Origin of the sequence: Streptomyces sp. NPDC127114 (assembly GCF_042677525.1) — a bacterium.
Lineage (GTDB): Bacteria > Actinomycetota > Actinomycetes > Streptomycetales > Streptomycetaceae > Streptomyces.
Map to the genome: position 1 here is coordinate 1 of NZ_JBHXTJ010000019.1, position 15,333 is coordinate 15,333.

Annotated in this window: 12 protein-coding genes; 2 read left to right on the plus strand and 10 right to left on the minus strand. The window is 72.2% G+C overall.

Annotation, left to right across the window (positions count from 1 at the left end):
• Positions 1 to 1,303 precede the first annotated feature (1,303 nt).
• Complete coding sequence (locus ACFVGS_RS20145; RefSeq protein WP_384423604.1) at positions 1,304 to 1,528, plus strand: hypothetical protein; 225 nt, start codon at positions 1,304 to 1,306, stop codon at positions 1,526 to 1,528.
• Positions 1,529 to 1,692: 164 nt separating this feature from the next.
• Here ACFVGS_RS20145 and ACFVGS_RS20150 read toward each other — a convergent pair whose 3' ends face one another.
• From ACFVGS_RS20150 to ACFVGS_RS20165, 4 genes are all read right to left on the minus strand, one after another.
• Positions 1,693 to 3,258 carry a hypothetical protein gene (locus ACFVGS_RS20150; protein WP_385693284.1) on the minus strand — a complete coding sequence of 522 codons (1,566 nt, stop codon included), beginning with the start codon at positions 3,256 to 3,258 and terminating at the stop codon, positions 1,693 to 1,695.
• A 939-nt stretch (positions 3,259 to 4,197) separates the two neighbouring features.
• Positions 4,198 to 4,641 carry a DUF6113 family protein gene (locus ACFVGS_RS20155; protein ID WP_384420137.1) on the minus strand — a complete coding sequence of 148 codons (444 nt, stop codon included), beginning with the start codon at positions 4,639 to 4,641 and terminating at the stop codon, positions 4,198 to 4,200.
• The gene (mshB, locus tag ACFVGS_RS20160; protein ID WP_384420134.1) at positions 4,638 to 5,564 is read right to left on the minus strand and encodes an N-acetyl-1-D-myo-inositol-2-amino-2-deoxy-alpha-D-glucopyranoside deacetylase; all 927 of its coding nucleotides are present in this window, start codon (positions 5,562 to 5,564) and stop codon (positions 4,638 to 4,640) included. The genes ACFVGS_RS20155 and mshB overlap by 4 nt, the downstream gene beginning before the upstream one ends.
• Before the next feature lie 107 nt (positions 5,565 to 5,671).
• Positions 5,672 to 5,866, minus strand: a complete 195-nt coding sequence (locus ACFVGS_RS20165) for a hypothetical protein (RefSeq protein ID WP_128975920.1) — start codon at positions 5,864 to 5,866, stop codon at positions 5,672 to 5,674.
• Positions 5,867 to 6,047: 181 nt separating this feature from the next.
• Here ACFVGS_RS20165 and ACFVGS_RS20170 point away from each other — a divergent pair, with 181 nt between their 5' ends.
• A complete protein-coding gene (locus ACFVGS_RS20170; RefSeq protein WP_385693232.1) occupies positions 6,048 to 8,216 on the plus strand; it encodes a prolyl oligopeptidase family serine peptidase in 2,169 nt (722 codons plus the stop codon).
• A gap of 54 nt (positions 8,217 to 8,270) precedes the next feature.
• On the opposite strand, the gene ACFVGS_RS20175 is transcribed toward ACFVGS_RS20170, so the two are convergent.
• From ACFVGS_RS20175 to ACFVGS_RS20200, 6 genes are all read right to left on the minus strand, one after another.
• Positions 8,271 to 9,233, minus strand: coding sequence for a hypothetical protein (locus ACFVGS_RS20175; RefSeq protein ID WP_384420128.1), 963 nt, complete (start codon positions 9,231 to 9,233; stop codon positions 8,271 to 8,273).
• Between the two features lie 203 nt (positions 9,234 to 9,436).
• Positions 9,437 to 10,597: an ABC transporter ATP-binding protein gene (locus ACFVGS_RS20180; RefSeq protein WP_385693233.1), complete on the minus strand. Its 1,161-nt coding sequence runs from the start codon at positions 10,595 to 10,597 to the stop codon at positions 9,437 to 9,439.
• Positions 10,590 to 11,573 carry an ABC transporter ATP-binding protein gene (locus ACFVGS_RS20185; protein ID WP_384420122.1) on the minus strand — a complete coding sequence of 328 codons (984 nt, stop codon included), beginning with the start codon at positions 11,571 to 11,573 and terminating at the stop codon, positions 10,590 to 10,592. Before ACFVGS_RS20185 ends, ACFVGS_RS20180 begins: the two co-directional genes overlap by 8 nt.
• A gap of 6 nt (positions 11,574 to 11,579) precedes the next feature.
• The gene (locus tag ACFVGS_RS20190) at positions 11,580 to 12,569 is read right to left on the minus strand and encodes an ABC transporter permease (protein ID WP_384420119.1); all 990 of its coding nucleotides are present in this window, start codon (positions 12,567 to 12,569) and stop codon (positions 11,580 to 11,582) included.
• Positions 12,562 to 13,485, minus strand: coding sequence for an ABC transporter permease (locus tag ACFVGS_RS20195; RefSeq protein WP_384420116.1), 924 nt, complete (start codon positions 13,483 to 13,485; stop codon positions 12,562 to 12,564). The genes ACFVGS_RS20190 and ACFVGS_RS20195 overlap by 8 nt, the downstream gene beginning before the upstream one ends.
• 85 nt (positions 13,486 to 13,570) lie before the next feature.
• Positions 13,571 to 15,196 (minus strand): ABC transporter substrate-binding protein, encoded by a 1,626-nt coding sequence (locus tag ACFVGS_RS20200; protein WP_384420113.1) that lies wholly within the window; start codon positions 15,194 to 15,196, stop codon positions 13,571 to 13,573.
• Between the last annotated feature and the right edge of the window lie 137 nt (positions 15,197 to 15,333).

Below are 15,333 nucleotides of genomic sequence, written 5' to 3' on the forward strand. Positions count from 1 at the left end.
GCGCTCCCTTCGGTCGCGTCGCTTCGCGATGGCCTGCGGCCACCCTTGACCCGGCGGCTCCGGGAGCCTGTTCACACTCGGAGGGCGGCCGGGGGGCCCGGCCACGCGGACCGCTCCGGGCAGCCATTCCCGCCGTAGGCGGATGGCCGCTGCGTGGGTGGGGGGCCCGGGTATCGCTCCGGACGGGATCCGACAGTGCACGCCGGTGGGGTGGGGCTCGGCCAGTGGCGGGGGCGAGTGGGACCGTTTCCCTTGGTTGGGGGTGCGCGGTCGTGGAATGGGGTGCCCATTCCGATCTCGGCGGCTGTCGGCCGTCGTCCGGCTGGGACTCATGCCCCGCTGGTCACTCCCGGTGGGCGGGGAGGGCCGGGGGCGATGCAAAGTGTGCGCTCGCGGGGCCGGGGAGTCTCCGGTCTCGCCTCTCACGTCACACGAGCACCATTCGTCACACCGAGGCCCGCGAGATCCCACTTTGCACGCCCGGGCCGACCCCACCCGGTGGGAAGGGTGTTTGCGGCGCTTCTGGAGTCACACACGTCACTCCCGGCACGTCACCCCTCAACGGACGCGGCGAACATGCCCGTTGACGCGACCGGTGCGAGCAAAGGTGGATCGCGAGGGGCGGTGGACACCTCTCTCGTCCCATCCGTGCTCTTCCGTCACACGGCGGGCCGCGAGATCCACGTTTGCACGCGACCGACCCCGCCACCCAGCGCCCACCCACCCCTGCCACCCACCGTCAGTGACCAGCGGGGCATGAGCCCCAGCCGAACGACGGCCGTCAGCCGCCAAGCCCGCAATGGGCACCCCATTCCACGACCGCGCACCCCCAACCAAGGGAAACAGACTCCCCCGCCCTCGCCACTGGCCGAGCCCCACCCCACCGGCGTGCCACTGCCCAAGCCGTCCGGAGCGATACCCGGGCCCCCACCCCACCGGCCCGCGCGCCGCCCACGGCGCGGCGGGCTGCCCGGGCCGGTCCGCGTGGCCGGGCCCCCGGCCGCCCTCCGAGTGTGAACAGGCTCCCGGAGCCGCCGGGTCAAGGGTGGCCGCAGGCCATCGCGAAGCGACGCGACCGAAGGGAGCGCCCTTGACGCGGCGGTGGAGGGAGCCACACTCGGATCAAGGGCGGCCGCACGGTGCCCGTTTCAGGGCGTTCACCCGTACGGGCCAGAGACCTTGCACCGGTGTCCCGCAGAGCCCGCGTGTCCCCCCGCCGAGGCCGGCACGCCGCGCGTCACTGTGTGACGGAACCGCACACAGCCACAGGCACAGCCACAGGCCCCTCACCGAAAGGCGCTCCATGGGAACCCCTCACGGCCTCGGCAGCTTCGTCGCCCACACCGGTACCGACGTCTACGGCCCCGGCAAGGTCATCGGCGTGGACGGTCAGCACCGCCGCGTCCGGTTCGTGCACTTCGCCGGGACCATCAGGGTGTCCGACCTCCGCCCCGCCACCGCGAGCGAGACCCGCCAGGTCAAGGAGTGGCTGCGGGCGAAGAAGCAGCGCTACGGCGGCGAGTGGTGACACCCGCACCCCATGGCCGTCACGTCACGCCCGCCTCCCCCGCTCCCCCGCTCGACCGCCCCTCCCCCGTCGCCTTCGGCCCGGCCCCGGCCGGGGCCGCTCTCAGGGGAGGAGCGGTTCGCGAGTGATGCGTGGCGCGCGTGACGCGAGCGGACCCGCGGTCGTCAGCCCTCGCCGCTCAGGTCGATCTCCTTCGTCCGCTCGGCCTTCGTCTTGCCGCGCAGCGCGTCGCGCATCACGAAGGCCACGTCGTCGGCGTTCACCTGGTGCTTGGAGCCGTCCGCCTTGGTGATCATGATGCCGTCGAAGACGCCGTCGAGCAGGTCGTTGATGGCCTTCTTGTCGTAGACCTCGACCAGACGGCCGTCGATCGCCTTCATCGAGAGGATCTTCGGCAGCGAGCGGGCCGGACCGAAGTCGATCTGCTTGGCACCGGCCTTGATGGTGATCTTGTCGGACATGGCGGGTTCGGCGAACTCCTCCATGGCCCGGTCGAGCTCGTCCTTGGTGATGGTCGGCTGCCGGGTGACGACGGGCAGCTCGACGGTGTTCGCCTTGCCCGTCTCGACCTGGGCGCGGTACGCGTCCTTGACCGCGATCATCGAGCGCTGGACGTCCAGGCCCTTGCCCGGCTTGCCCTCGACCGCGGTGACCTTGTTCGGCGCGAAGACGATGGTGCCTTCGGTCACCGAGCCGGACGTGCCGGCCAGGTCGGTGAGGGCGACGCCCAGCTTCTCCTCGTCGACCGGGAAGACCGGCTGCGCGACGCGCTCGCCGCCGAAGAGCGAGCCGATCACGGAGACCGGGTTGTAGTCGCTGCCGGCGGCGGCGCGCACGGTCTCCTGGGCGTCCAGGGCGAGGCCCGCCTTGTCCGGGGCGAGCTCGGCCTTCTTGCCGCCGATCTCGAGCTGGAGCGGAGAGTTCGCGCGCTTGCCGAGGGCCGACTCCAGCTTGGCGACGGCCTCCTCCTTCGTCCCGCCGCCGATGTCGACGCCGAGGACGGTGGTGCCCTTCGGGACGTCGGAGTGGTTGAGGAGGAGTCCGGCGCCGTAGGCGACACCGGCGAGGCCGAACACGCCGACACCGAGCAGGACCAGCTTGGAGCGGCCCTTCTTGGCGGGCGTCGGCCTGGGAGCCGGTGCGGGCTTCGGGGCGGCGGACGAGGCGGCCGCGGCCGGTGCGGGGCGCTCGCCCCGCTCCGGGATGCGCGGCGTCAGGTCCGGTCCGGACCGCGGTCCGGGCGTCTGTCCGGGTTGCGGGACGACCGGCATGCCGCTGGTGAGCGTGGAGCCGGAGACGTGCCCCCGGTCACCGCCGCCCGCAGGGCCGCCCATGGGGCCGCCCGAGGGCGCGGGCGGCTGGGGCGTGAGGACCGCGGTGTCGTCGGACATCCGCGGCGCCGCCGGCGTGCGCGGCGCGCCGCCGCGCGGCCGGCCGGGGCCGACGACCGGGCTGCTGCCGGTGACGGGGCCCGTGGTCGGACCGGCGGGGCGTCCGGCGGCGTCGACGACGGGCGTGCCGCCGGCCGGGGTGTGGCCGGGGCCGCTGTCGTAGAGCGGGTTGCCGGGCACGGGTCCGTCGTAGAGCGGCGTGCCGCCGGCGGGGGTGTGAGCCGGACCGCCGCCGCCGTACATCGGGCTGCCGCCGGCGGGAGTGTGACCCGCGCCGCCGCCGTCGTACATCGGCGTACCACCGGCCGGCGTGTGGCCCGCGCCGCCGCCGTCGTACATCGGCGTACCACCGGCCGGCGTGTGACCCGCGCCGCCGCCGTCGTACATCGGCGTACCACCGGCCGGCGTGTGACCCGGACCGCCGCCGTCGTACATCGGGCTGCCACCGGCGGGCGCCTGGCCCGCGCCGCCGCCGTCGTACGACGGGCCGCCGCCGGTCAGCGGGGTGACGACGGGCATGCTCTGGGTCGTGCTGCCCACCGACGGGACGCCGTCGGACGCGGAGCCCGCGAAGCCGGGGGTCGGTGCGCCCGGGGCGGTCGGCGCCGACGGTGCGCCCGGGCCGTCGAGGGCCGGGGGCGCCGACGGGGCCGGCGCGGGCTTCTGCGCGGCGGCGGGCTTGCGCGGGGCGAACCAGTCGCTGGTCTTCTCCTCCGCCGGGGCCGGCTCGGCCGGGGCCGGCGGCTCCGGCTCGGGCGCGGGTGCGGGCGCCGGGGCCGGGGCCGGCGCGGCGGCCGGGCGGGCGGGCCCGGCGGCGGCGCGCGGCTCGTCGGCCGGGGTGTCGGCCGCCTGGGCCTCGCCCACCGGCTTGCGGACGACCACGGGCGGGATCGGACGCGAACCCGGGATGTTGATCCGGATACGGGTGGTCAGCGTGGTCTCGGTCTTGGGCTCCTCGGGCGGCACGGCGCCCGTACCGTCCTGGCCCGCCTCCTGACCGCCGCGCAGGCCGTACGGCGGGGTGCCCGAGGGGTACGCGGCCCCGCCGCGCGCCTGGGCGCCGGAGGACGAACTGTCAGTCTCTCGACCAGTTTCACGACTCAAAGCAGGATCTCCCGGTTGGCTCCGCCGCCCGCTCTTGCTGATGCTCGTGGTGATCCGGGCGGTCGGCGGCGCGCACCACCATACTGGCCGCCGCCGATCCGTACCCGACCCGGCGTGGATCCGCCAAGGGCAATCCGGCCGAAGTCAAGGCACTCCTGCGTCAAGTCGGCCTGTTCACAGGGGCGGTCGGAGCGGCCGGTGCATCGTGGCGCACATCACAGCGACGGCCATGCCGCCGAGCAGGAAGACCATCTCCCCGAGCCCGCCGCCGAACAGACCGTCGCCTTCCGGGCGTCCGAAGCTGAGCAGGACGACGGCGAGGAGCCAGCCGCCGCCGGCCGCGGCGACGCCGACCTGGTTCCCGGTGGCCCGCCGGGCACCGTAGAAGAGGGCGGCGGAGCCGAGCAGCCCGAGCAGCAACCCGGCGGGGAACCAGGCGGCTTGGACGAGGGAGCCTGCCGTGCCGACGAGGGCGCCGAGTACCAGGAGCGCCGCGTACCAGACGTATCGGGCGATCGGGGTGAGGGGCGCGTGGCCGTGTTCGGCGCCTGACGCGGGCCGGGGAGCGGGGGCGGGCGTGGCTCCGGAGCCGGAGGCGCGGCTGCGCGGGCCGGTCATGCGTCCTTCTCCTGCGCGGTGGGGTCCGCCGGATCCGCGGGGAGGCCCGCGAAGAGGTCGGTCTCGCGTTCGCCCGCGGGCGCGCCGGGCGTGCCGTGGACCAGCTCGTAGTACTCGGTGGTGAAGACCGGCTGGGCCAGGTTGTTGGAGAGCGCGAAGAACGGTCCGTCGACGGCGACCTGGGTGACGTGGGCGGCCATGGCGGCGCTCTTGCGGACGGCGTACCGCTCGTCGCCGGCGATCTCCGCCGTGATGCGCGAGTCGTCGACCACTCCGGGCACGTCGTCGATGGTGGCGTCGGCCGGGAAGACGGAGCCCTCGGCGCTGAGCCGGGCGAAGCCGGCCTCGGCGACCGGGCGCGGCACGCGGTTCCAGTAGATCTTGGCGATGGCGTGGGCCGGGCCGAGCTCGGGCCGGTACGCGGGGTCGGCGGCGAGTTCGGCGGCGCGCATGGCGACCCGGTGGGCCTGGATGTGGTCCGGGTGGCCGTAGCCGCCGTCGGGGTCGTAGGTGACGAGGACCTGGGGGCGGGTCTCGCGGACGACCTCGACCAGGTACGGGGCGGCGACGTCGACGTCGGTGTTCCAGAAGGCGTTCTCGCGCCGGTTCTGCGGGGCGCCCATCATGCCGGAGTCGCGGAAGCGGCCGGGGCCGCCGAGGAAGCGGTGGTCGGTGACGCCCAGTTCCTTCATCGCGGCGGCGAGTTCGCCGACGCGGTGTTCGCCGAGCCGGTCCTCGCGGTCGGGCGCGAGATGGGCGAGCGCGGGCGGGATGACCTCGCCCTCCTCGCCCAGGGTGCAGGTCACGAGGGTCACGAGGGCGCCCTCGGCCGCGTACCTGGCCATGGTGGCGCCGTTGTTGATCGACTCGTCGTCGGGGTGCGCGTGCACCAGGAGCAGACGACGGGCTGGGAGAACCGTCATGGCCCCACCCTACGAGGCGGGGCCCTCGGCGGAGCGGCAGGCCGGACCTTGACCGGAACTCCGTGGGAGCTCCGGCGGCGCTCCGACAGGGCGCTGTCAGGGCTCCGTCAGAACTTGAGGCCGCCGATCATGCTCGCCACGTTGGTGGTGAGGGTGCTGATGGACGGGGCGATGGACGAGCTCGCGAGGTAGAAGCCCAGGAGTGCGCAGACCGCCGCGTGTCCGGCCTTGAGTCCGGATTTCTTGATCAGAAGGAAGACGACGATCGCCAGCAGCACAACCACCGAAATCGAGAGTGCCACGGCGGTTCACCTCCACACTTCTTCGGTCGGACTTGCCTGTCGGACAAATCGGTCGGACGTTCGGATGGCATGTGCCAGTGGATGCATACCCACCTAGCGCTACGGATCATAACTATCCGTGCGATCGCATCGATCGGTGTACGGAGGCATGAGGGGGCGCACGGACGCTAGTTTCGGTCACATGACTTCGCCATTGGAGCAGCCGTCTCCCCAACAGCAGTCGTCCCGGGTCTCGTTCCCCCGGCAGTACGCGCGGACGCAGCGCTTCACGCTCGGCGCCCCGCGCGGTTTCTCGGTCGCTCCGGACGGCGGGCGGGTGGTGTTCCTCCGCTCGGGTTCGGGGACGGACCGCTCGCACCGGCTCTGGGTGCTCGACCTCGACGAGGGCGGGGAGCGGCTCGCGGCCGATCCGGCGGTGCTGCTCGGCGGCGCCGAGGAGGAGTTGTCGCCGGAGGAGCGGGCCCGCCGGGAGCGCAGCCGGGAGGGCTCGGCCGGGATCGTGGGCTACGCGGTGGACGGGGCGGTGGAGTTGGCCGCCTTCGCGCTGTCGGGGCGGCTGTTCGTGGCGGAGCTGCGGGCCGGCACGGCGCGGGAGCTGCGGGTGCCGGGCCCGGTGGTCGACCCGCGGCCGTCGCCCGACGGGCGGTGGGTCGCGTACGCGGCGGGCGGCGCGCTGCGGGTGACCGGCGCGGACGGCTCGGGCGACCGGGCGCTGGCCGGGCCGGAGCCGGACGCGGACGGTGACGGGGTGACGTACGGGCTCGCGGAGTTCGTGGCCTCGGAGGAGATGGACCGCGGCCGGGGCTTCTGGTGGGCGCCGACCTCGGACCGGCTGCTGGTCGCACGGGTGGACGAGTCGCCCGTGAACCGCTGGTGGATCGCGGATCCGGCGCACCCGGGCCGTGAGCCGCAGGCCGTCGCGTACCCGGCGGCGGGGACGGCGAACGCGGACGTACGGCTGTTCGTCGTGGATCTGACCGGAAATCGCACCGAGGTCTTGTGGGACCGGGCCGCCTTCCCCTATCTGGCCCGGGTCCACTGGTCGGCGGCCGGCGCCCCGCTGCTGCTCGTCCAGGCGCGGGACCAGCGGAGTCAGGCGTATCTGACGGTGGACCCGGACACGGGGGCGACCGAGGCCGTGCGGGTCGACGAGGACCCGGTGTGGCTCGACCTGTTCGGCGGGGTGCCGGCGTGGACCGCGGGCGGGGAGCTGGTGCGGATCGCGGACACGGGCGGCGCCCGGGTGCTGGCGGTCGGGGACCGGGTCCTCACGGACGCCCGGCTGCAGGTGCGGGCGGTCCTCGACGTCGGTGCGGAAGATGTCCTGATCTCGGCGGCGGCGGGTGAGGCGGCCGAGTCCGCCGAGACGGGTGAGATCCATGTGTACCGGGTCGGCCCGCACGGCGCGGAGCGGGTGTCGGAGGGCGTCGGCGTGCACGCGGCGGTGCGCTCCGGCCCGGTGACCGTGCTGTCCTCGGCCCGGCCTGACGCGCCGGGCAGCGTGGTGCGGGTGCTGCGGGACGGCAAGCGGGTGGCGGAGGTCGCCTCGCACGCGCTGCGGCCCGTGCTGTCCGCGGACGTACGGCTCACCGAGGCGGGCGAGCGGCGGATCCCGTGCGCCGTGCTGCTGCCGTCGTCCTGGCGGGAGGGTGACGGGCCGTTGCCGGTCCTCCTCGACCCGTACGGCGGCCCGCACGGGCAGCGGGTGGTCGCCGCGCACAATCCGCATCTGACGTCGCGGTGGTTCGCCGAGCAGGGCTTCGCCGTCGTCGTCGCCGACGGGCGCGGCATGCCGGGCCGCTCCCCCGCGTGGGAGAAGGCGATCCGGCGCGACCTGACGCTCGCGCTGGACGACCAGGTCGAGGCGCTGCACGCGCTGGCCGGGCGCTTTCCGCTGGACCTGGGGCGGGTCGCGATCCGCGGCTGGTCGTTCGGCGGCTACCTCGCCGGTCTCGCGGTGCTGCGCCGCCCTGACGTCTTCCACGCGGCGGTGGTGGGCGCCCCGGTGACGGACTGGCGGCTCTACGACACCCACTACACCGAGCGCTACCTCGGCCACCCGGACGAGGAGCCGGCCGTGTACGCGGCGAACTCCCTGCTGACGGACGACGGTCTGACGGATCCGCAGGAGCCGGTCCGGCCGATGATGGTCGTGCACGGCCTGGCCGACGACAACGTGGTGATGGCGCACACCCTGCGGCTGTCCTCCGCGCTGCTCGCGGCGGGCCGCCCGCACGAGGTGCTGCCGCTGTCGGGCGTCACGCACATGACCCCCCAGGAACAGGTCGCGGAGAACCTGCTGCTGCTCCAGGTGGACTTCCTCAGGAGGTCGCTGGGGCTGACGGGGTAGGCCGGTGATCCGCAGGACGGGCCCTGTTCCTCGGCGCCGGTCGGAGGCGGGCGCTCACCAGCCGGGTGGGCGGCGCGTCGGCGGGGCCGGGGGCAGGGCGGCGGCGGGGCGGTACGGGACCCGGCGGCGGCGCCCCGGCCGGCCGAGGAGGAGCAGGACGGCGAGCCCGGCGGCCAGCGCGTAGAAGCAGCCGAGGTCGTAGGCGACGGAGTAGATGTCGAGTTCGGGCACGTACGTGTGCCAGTTCGGGCGCAGGGCGGCCGCGGTCCCGCCGGCTCCGACGCCGGCGAGGAGGAGCCCGGCGAGCAGGCCGAGCGGCCGGGTGTGCCGGGCGCGGGCGAAGGCGCTTCCGGCGGCGGTGAGGAGGAGGAGCACGAGGACGGCGTTCAGCCAGCCGGGCGGGACGGCGAGCGTGGGCAGCATCAGGGAGCGCCCGCCGGTGTAGCGGCCGACGGTGTACTCGACCGGCAGCAGCGTCGCCCAGCGGAGCTCCCAGGCGGCCCAGATCAGTCCGGCGAGCGCGCACAGGATGCCGGCGGTGACGGCGGGTCCGGTGCGGGGCCGTTCCGGTCCGTACGGCTCGCCGCCGGCGGCGTGGCGGCCGCGGTCGTGGCCGCTGCCTTCGTCGCGGCGTCCGGCGGCGGCGGTGACGACGAGCCCGGCGGCGAGGCCGAGGGTGAGCAGGGTGGTGACGAGGGCCTCGATGCCGGAGGCCCACAGTCCGGGCAGCCGCAGTGCCACGGTGGTGAGGCCGGTGACGGCGAGCGCGGGAGCGGCGAGCGGGGAGCGCAGGGCGGCGAAGGCGGTGACGACGTAGGCGACGAGCAGCAGCGGGTCGACGAGTGTGGTGGCGGCGGTCTGGTGGACGCGGAAGCCGTGGTCGCCGGCCCAGTACCAGAGCAGTTCGGTGGTCGGACCGAAGGCGGCGAGGTCGCGCAGCAGCCAGACGATGCCGACGAGGGCGAGCGCGGCGCACAGGGCGGCGCCGGTGAGACGTGCCGTTCGTGTCACAGTCACGGGGCAGATACTCACGGTCGCCATCGGCCGAAACAAGCGGTTCCGCATATGCGCGGGGTTTGTGCGTCAAGTCAGGCTGCCGGGGGTGACCGGCCGGGGCGACATGGCGCGCCCCGGCCGGTGCAACGGCACCCGCACGGCCGTACGCTGTGCAGCCTGCCGCGTCCGTATATCGGATCCGATTCCGTCGAGTTGCCTGCGTGTTAAGGACCTTCGGGAGGGGTGGGCCCGTGCGGCGGGGGAGGCTGTTCGGGCGAGTGGGGCTGCTCGGGCAGCGTGGGCTCCTCGGGCAGGGCGGGCCCTTTGCGCAGCGGGGTCTGCTCCGGCGTGGTGTCCTCCTCGGGCGGGACCACCTGCTTCTCCTCGGCGAAGTGGCAGGCCGAGTCGTGCCTCGCCGGGCTGTCGGTGAGCCGGAAGACGGCCGGGACGGCGAGCAGGGGGACCTCCAGGGCGCAGCGCTCCTGGGCCTTCCAGCAGCGGGTGCGGAAGCGGCAGCCGGAGGGGATGTTGGCCGGCGAGGGCACGTCGCCGGCGAGGAGGATCCGCTCGCGGTGCTCGCGCGCCTCCGGGTCGGGGACGGGCACGGCGGACAGCAGCGCCTGGGTGTAGGGGTGGGTGGGGTGGTCGTAGATCTCGGCGTCGGTGCCGATCTCCACGATCCGGCCGAGGTACATGACGCCGACCCGGTCGGAGATGTGCCGGACGATCGACAGGTCGTGCGCGATGAAGACGTACGAGAGCCGGAACTCGTCCTGGAGCCGTTCGAGCAGGTTGACCACCTGGGCCTGCACGGAGACGTCGAGTGCGGAGACCGGTTCGTCGGCGACGATGATCTCGGGCTGGAGGGCGAGGCCGCGGGCGATGCCGATGCGCTGGCGCTGGCCGCCGGAGAACTGGTGCGGGTAGCGGTTGATGTACTCGGGGTTGAGGCCGACGACGTCGAGGAGGTCCTGCACCTTGCGCCGCCGGTCGCCCTTCGGCGCGACCTCGGGGTGGATCTCGTACGGCTCGCCGATGATGTCGCCGACGGTCATGCGCGGGTTGAGCGAGGTGTACGGGTCCTGGAACACCATCTGGATGTTGCGGCGCACGGCCCGCAGCGCCCGGGGCGACAGTCTGGTGATGTCGTCGCCCTTGTACGAGATGGTGCCGGAGGTCGGCCGTTCGAGGTTGACCAGCATCTTCGCGACGGTCGACTTGCCGCAGCCGGACTCGCCGACGATGCCGAGGGTCTCGCCCTGGCGGAGGTCGAAGTCGACGCCGTCGACCGCCTTGACCGCGCCGACCTGCTTCTTGAAGAGGATGCCCTGGGTCAGCGGATAGTGCTTGACCAGGTCGCGGACCTGGAGAATCGCCTCAGCCATGGAGGCACTCCTTCCAGTAGTGGCAGGCGCTGGTGCGCGGCACGGGCGATTCGGTGACCTCGTACAGCGGCGGCACGTCGGTGCGGCAGCGGTCCCGGGCGAGCGGGCAGCGCGGGTTGAAGGAGCAGCCGGACGGGATGGCGAGGAGGTTGGGCGGCAGGCCCTTGATGGCGTAGAGCTCCTGGCCCTTCTGGTCGAGGCGGGGGATGGAGTCGAGCAGGCCGCGGGTGTAGGGGTGGGCGGGGGCCTTGTAGATCTCGTGGACCGGCGCCTGTTCGACGATCTTCCCCGCGTACATGACGGCGATCTTGTCGGCGACGTCGGCGACCACGCCGAGGTCGTGGGTGATGAGGATGAGGCCCATGTTGAGCTCGCGCTGCAGTTCGGCGAGCAGGTCCATGACCTGGGCCTGGACGGTCACGTCGAGGGCGGTGGTGGGCTCGTCGGCGATGATCAGGTCCGGTTCGAGGGCGAGCGCCATGGCGATCATGATGCGCTGGCGCATGCCGCCGGAGAACTGGTGCGGGTACTGGCCGACGCGTTCCTTCGCGGCCGGGATGCGGACCCGGTCCATCAGTTCGATCGCCTGTGCGCGGGCGTCCTTCTTCGACATGCCCCGGTGGACCTGGAACATCTCGCCGAGCTGCTCGCCGACGCTGAGCACCGGGTTGAGGGAGGACAGCGCGTCCTGGAAGATCATCGCCATTCTGGCGCCGCGGATCTTCCGCCGTTCGTCCTCCTTGAGCGTCAGCAGGTCCTGGCCCTGGAAGCGGATCTCGCCGCCGGTGATCTTCCCGGGCGGCATGTCGAGGATGCCCATGACGGCCTGGGCGGTGACGGACTTGCCGGAACCGGACTCGCCGAGGACGGCCAGGGTCTCCCCCGCGTCGACGGAGTAGTTGACGCCGTTGACCGCCTTGGCCACGCCCTCGCGGGTGTGGAACTCCACGTGCAGGTCGCGCACTTCGAGCAGCATGGTCGGCTACCTCAGCTTGGGGTCGAGGGCGTCGCGCACCGCGTCGCCGAGCATGATGAAGGCGAGCACCGTGACGGCGAGCGCGCCGGCCGGCCAGAGCAGCATGTGCGGGGCGTTGCGGACGTACTGCGAGGCCGAGGAGATGTCGATGCCCCAGGACACGGTCGGCGGCTTCAGGCCGACGCCGAGGAACGACAGGGTCGCTTCCAGGGAGATGTACGTGCCGAGCGCGATGGTCGCGACGACGATCACCGGCGCGATCGCGTTGGGCGTGATGTGGCGCAGCAGCATGCGGGAGTTGGAGGCGCCGAGGGCCCGGGCCGCCTGCACGTAGTCGTTCTGTTTGGCGGTGATGACGGAGCCGCGGGCGATGCGGGAGATCTGCGGCCAGCCGAGCAGCACCATGAAGCCGACAACGGGCCAGACGGTGGAGCTGGTCACCACGGACAGCAGCACCAGGCCGCCGAGGACGACGGGGATGGCGAAGAAGATGTCGGTGATCCGGGAGAGGAAGCCGTCCCAGGCGCCGCCGAAGAAGCCGGCCAGGCCGCCGAGGGCGCTGCCGAGGAGCGCGACGCCGAGGGTGGCGCAGACGCCGACGGTGACGGAGGTGCGGGCGCCGTAGACCGTACGGGTGTAGACGTCGCAGCCCTGGCCGTTGAAGCCGAAGGGGTGGCCGGGCTGGGAGCCTTCCTGGGCCTTGGACAGGTCGCAGTCGAGCGGGTCTCCGGAGGCGATCAGGGACGGCCAGATGGAGATGACCACGAGGAAGAGGATGACGAGCCCGGAGAGGATGAAGACGGGGTTGCGGCGCAGGTCGCGCCAGGCGTCGGACCACAGGGAGCGGGGCTTCCTGTCGGGGCCGCCCTCGGGGCCGCCGTCGAGGTTCTTCTCCAGCGTCTCGCCCTCTTCCATGGCGAGGTCGGTCGGCCCGCCGGCGCCGGTCGCGGCGATGGCGGCACCTTCGTCGTGGTACGGGTCGAGCGGCTCAGGCATAGCGGATCCTCGGGTCGAGTACGGCGTACAGGAGGTCGACCAGCAGGTTGGCCAGCAGGAACACGAGGACGAGGATGGTCACGAAGCCCACCACGGTCTGGGTGTTCTGGCGCACGATGCCCTGGTACAGCTGATAGCCCACGCCGTGGATGTTGAAGATCCGTTCGGTGACGATGGCGCCGCCCATGAGCGCGCCGACGTCGGCGCCGATGAAGGTCACCACGGGGATGAGGCTGTTGCGCAGCAGGTGTCGGGTGATCACCCGGCGGCGCGGCAGGCCCTTCGCGACGGCGGTGCGGACGTAGTCGGCGCGCTTGTTCTCGGCGATCGAGGTGCGGGTGAGCCGGGTGACGTACGCGAGGGAGACGGAGGCGAGGACGAGACCGGGCACGATGAGCTCGTCGAACGGTGCCTCGGGCGAGACGGCCGGGTCGATCCAGCCCCATTTCACGCCGAGGAGGAGCTGGACCAGCAGGCCGATGACGAAGATCGGGACGGACAGGACGATCAGGGTCAGCAGCAGCACCGTGGTGTCGACGGGGTGGCCGCGCTTGAGGCCGGTGAGGACGCCGAGGGTGATGCCGAGGACGATCTCGAAGAAGATCGCGACGATGGTGAGCCGGATGGTGACCGGGAAGGCGTCGGCCATCAGCTCGGTGACGGGCTGTCCGTTGAAGGCGGTGCCGAAGTCGCCGGTGAACAGGTTGCCCATGTAGGTCAGGTATTGCTGCCAGACCGGCTTGTCGAGGCCGAACTCCTTCTTCAGCTGGGCGGCGGTCGCCGGGTCGCACTGGCGGTCGCCGCACAGGCCGGCGATGGGGTCGCCCATCACGTTCACCATCAGGAAGATCAACAGCGTGGCGCCGAAGAAGACCGGGATCATCTGCAGCAGCCGCCGGATCACATATCGACCCATGTCAGGCTCCGGGGGTTGAAGGAAGACCTACGGCCCGGCGCGGAGGTCCGCGGGCCGGGCCGTACGCCGCCGACCTGCTACGGCGTCACTTGACCTTGATCTGGTCGTAGACCGGGACGCTGAACGGGTTGAGCGTCACGTTCTCCACGCGGTCCGAGTAGCCGGCGCTGCCGTTCTGGTACCAGAGCGGGATGGCCCCCATGTCGTCGCGGAGGACCTCCTCGGCCTGCTGGAAGAGCCCGACGGCCTTCGTGGTGTCGGTCTCCGCGTTGGCCTGGTTCACGAGCTTGTCGAACTCCGGGTCGCTGTACTTGCCGTCGTTGGACGAGGCGTTCGTGTAGTACAGCGGCTGGAGGAAGTTCTGGATCAGCGGGTAGTCCATCTGCCAGCCGGCCCGGAAGGGTCCGTCGAGCTTCTGCGTAGTGACCTGGTTGCGGTAGTCGGCGAAGGTGCCCACCGGGTTGCCGACGCAGGCCTTGTTGTTGCCGAGGGCGCGGTTGATGGAGTTGCAGACGGCGTCCACCCACTCCTTGTGGGAGCCGGTGTCGGCGTTGTACGAGATCTTGAGGGTGCCGCCCGGGATGCCGCCGCCCTCGGCGACCAGCTTCTTGGCCTCGGTCGGGTTGTACTCGCAGGCGGCGCCGCAGAGTTCCTTGTAGCCGCCGTCGGCGCCGAGGACCGGGGAGGTCCAGTCCTTGGCGGGGGTGCGGGTGTTCTGGAAGATCGTCTCGGTGATCTGCTTGCGGTCGATGGCCATCGACAGGCCCGTGCGCAGCTTCTCCTGGCCGGGCTTGTTGAACTCCGGCTTGTAGAAGGGCCAGGCGAGGGTCTGGATGATGCCGGCCGGGGTGTTGATGTAGCGGTCGCCGAGGTCGGCGGAGACGTTCTTGAGCTGCGAGGCGGGCACGTCGTCGACGAGGTCGAGGTTGCCGGCCACGAGGTCGGTGTAGGCGGTGTTGTTGTCCGTGTAGACCTTGAGGGTGATGCCGCCGTTCTGCGCCTTGTCGGTGCCCGGGTAGCCGTCCCACTTCTTGAGGACCATCTGGGAGCCCTTGGAGTAGGAGTCCACGGTGTACGGGCCGTTGCCGATCGGCTTGGACAGCCAGCCCGCGTGGTCGGAGTAGAAGGCCTGGGGCAGCGGGGAGAAGGCCGCGTAGCCGAGGGTGTCGGGGAAGGTGGAGAACTTCTGCGTCAGCTTGACGGTGAAGGTCCGCTCGCCGGTGACCTTGAGCCCGGACATGGTCGCCGCGCTGGGCGTGCCCTTGTCGGGGTGGACCTTGTCGTAGCCCTCGATGTAGCCGAAGAAGTAGGCGTTCTTCTGGTTGTTCTTCAGGTTGGCGCCGTAGTTCCAGGCGTCGACGAAGGACTTGGCGGTGACCTTCTCGCCGTTGGAGAAGGTCCAGCCGTCCTTGACCGTGATGGTGAAGTTCGTCGAGTCCGTGGTGTCGATCTTCTCGGCGAGCATGTCCTTGGCCTCGCCGGTCTTCGGGTCGTACTGCTTGAGCCCGCGGAAGATCATCGAGAGGACCTTGCCGCCCTGCACCTCGTTGGTGTTCGCCGGCTCCAGCGGATTCTGCGGGTCGCCCCACGAGGAGGTCACGACGCCGTCCGCGCCCCCGCCGCCGCTGTCGTCGCCACCACCGCAGGCGGTCGCCGCGAGGGCGACTGCGGTGGCCAGTGCGGCCCACTTGGCGTGCGTGGCTCCGCGCATGGAGTGCCTCCCGATGTCCTCTGTGTGACTTAGGCCCCAATATCACCCGATACGGAGGGGAGTGCACTTTTACGGCGTCCGGATGAACGGCCGGGGACGCACGAAGGCCCCGGCTCCCTCCCGGGGTGCCGGGGCAC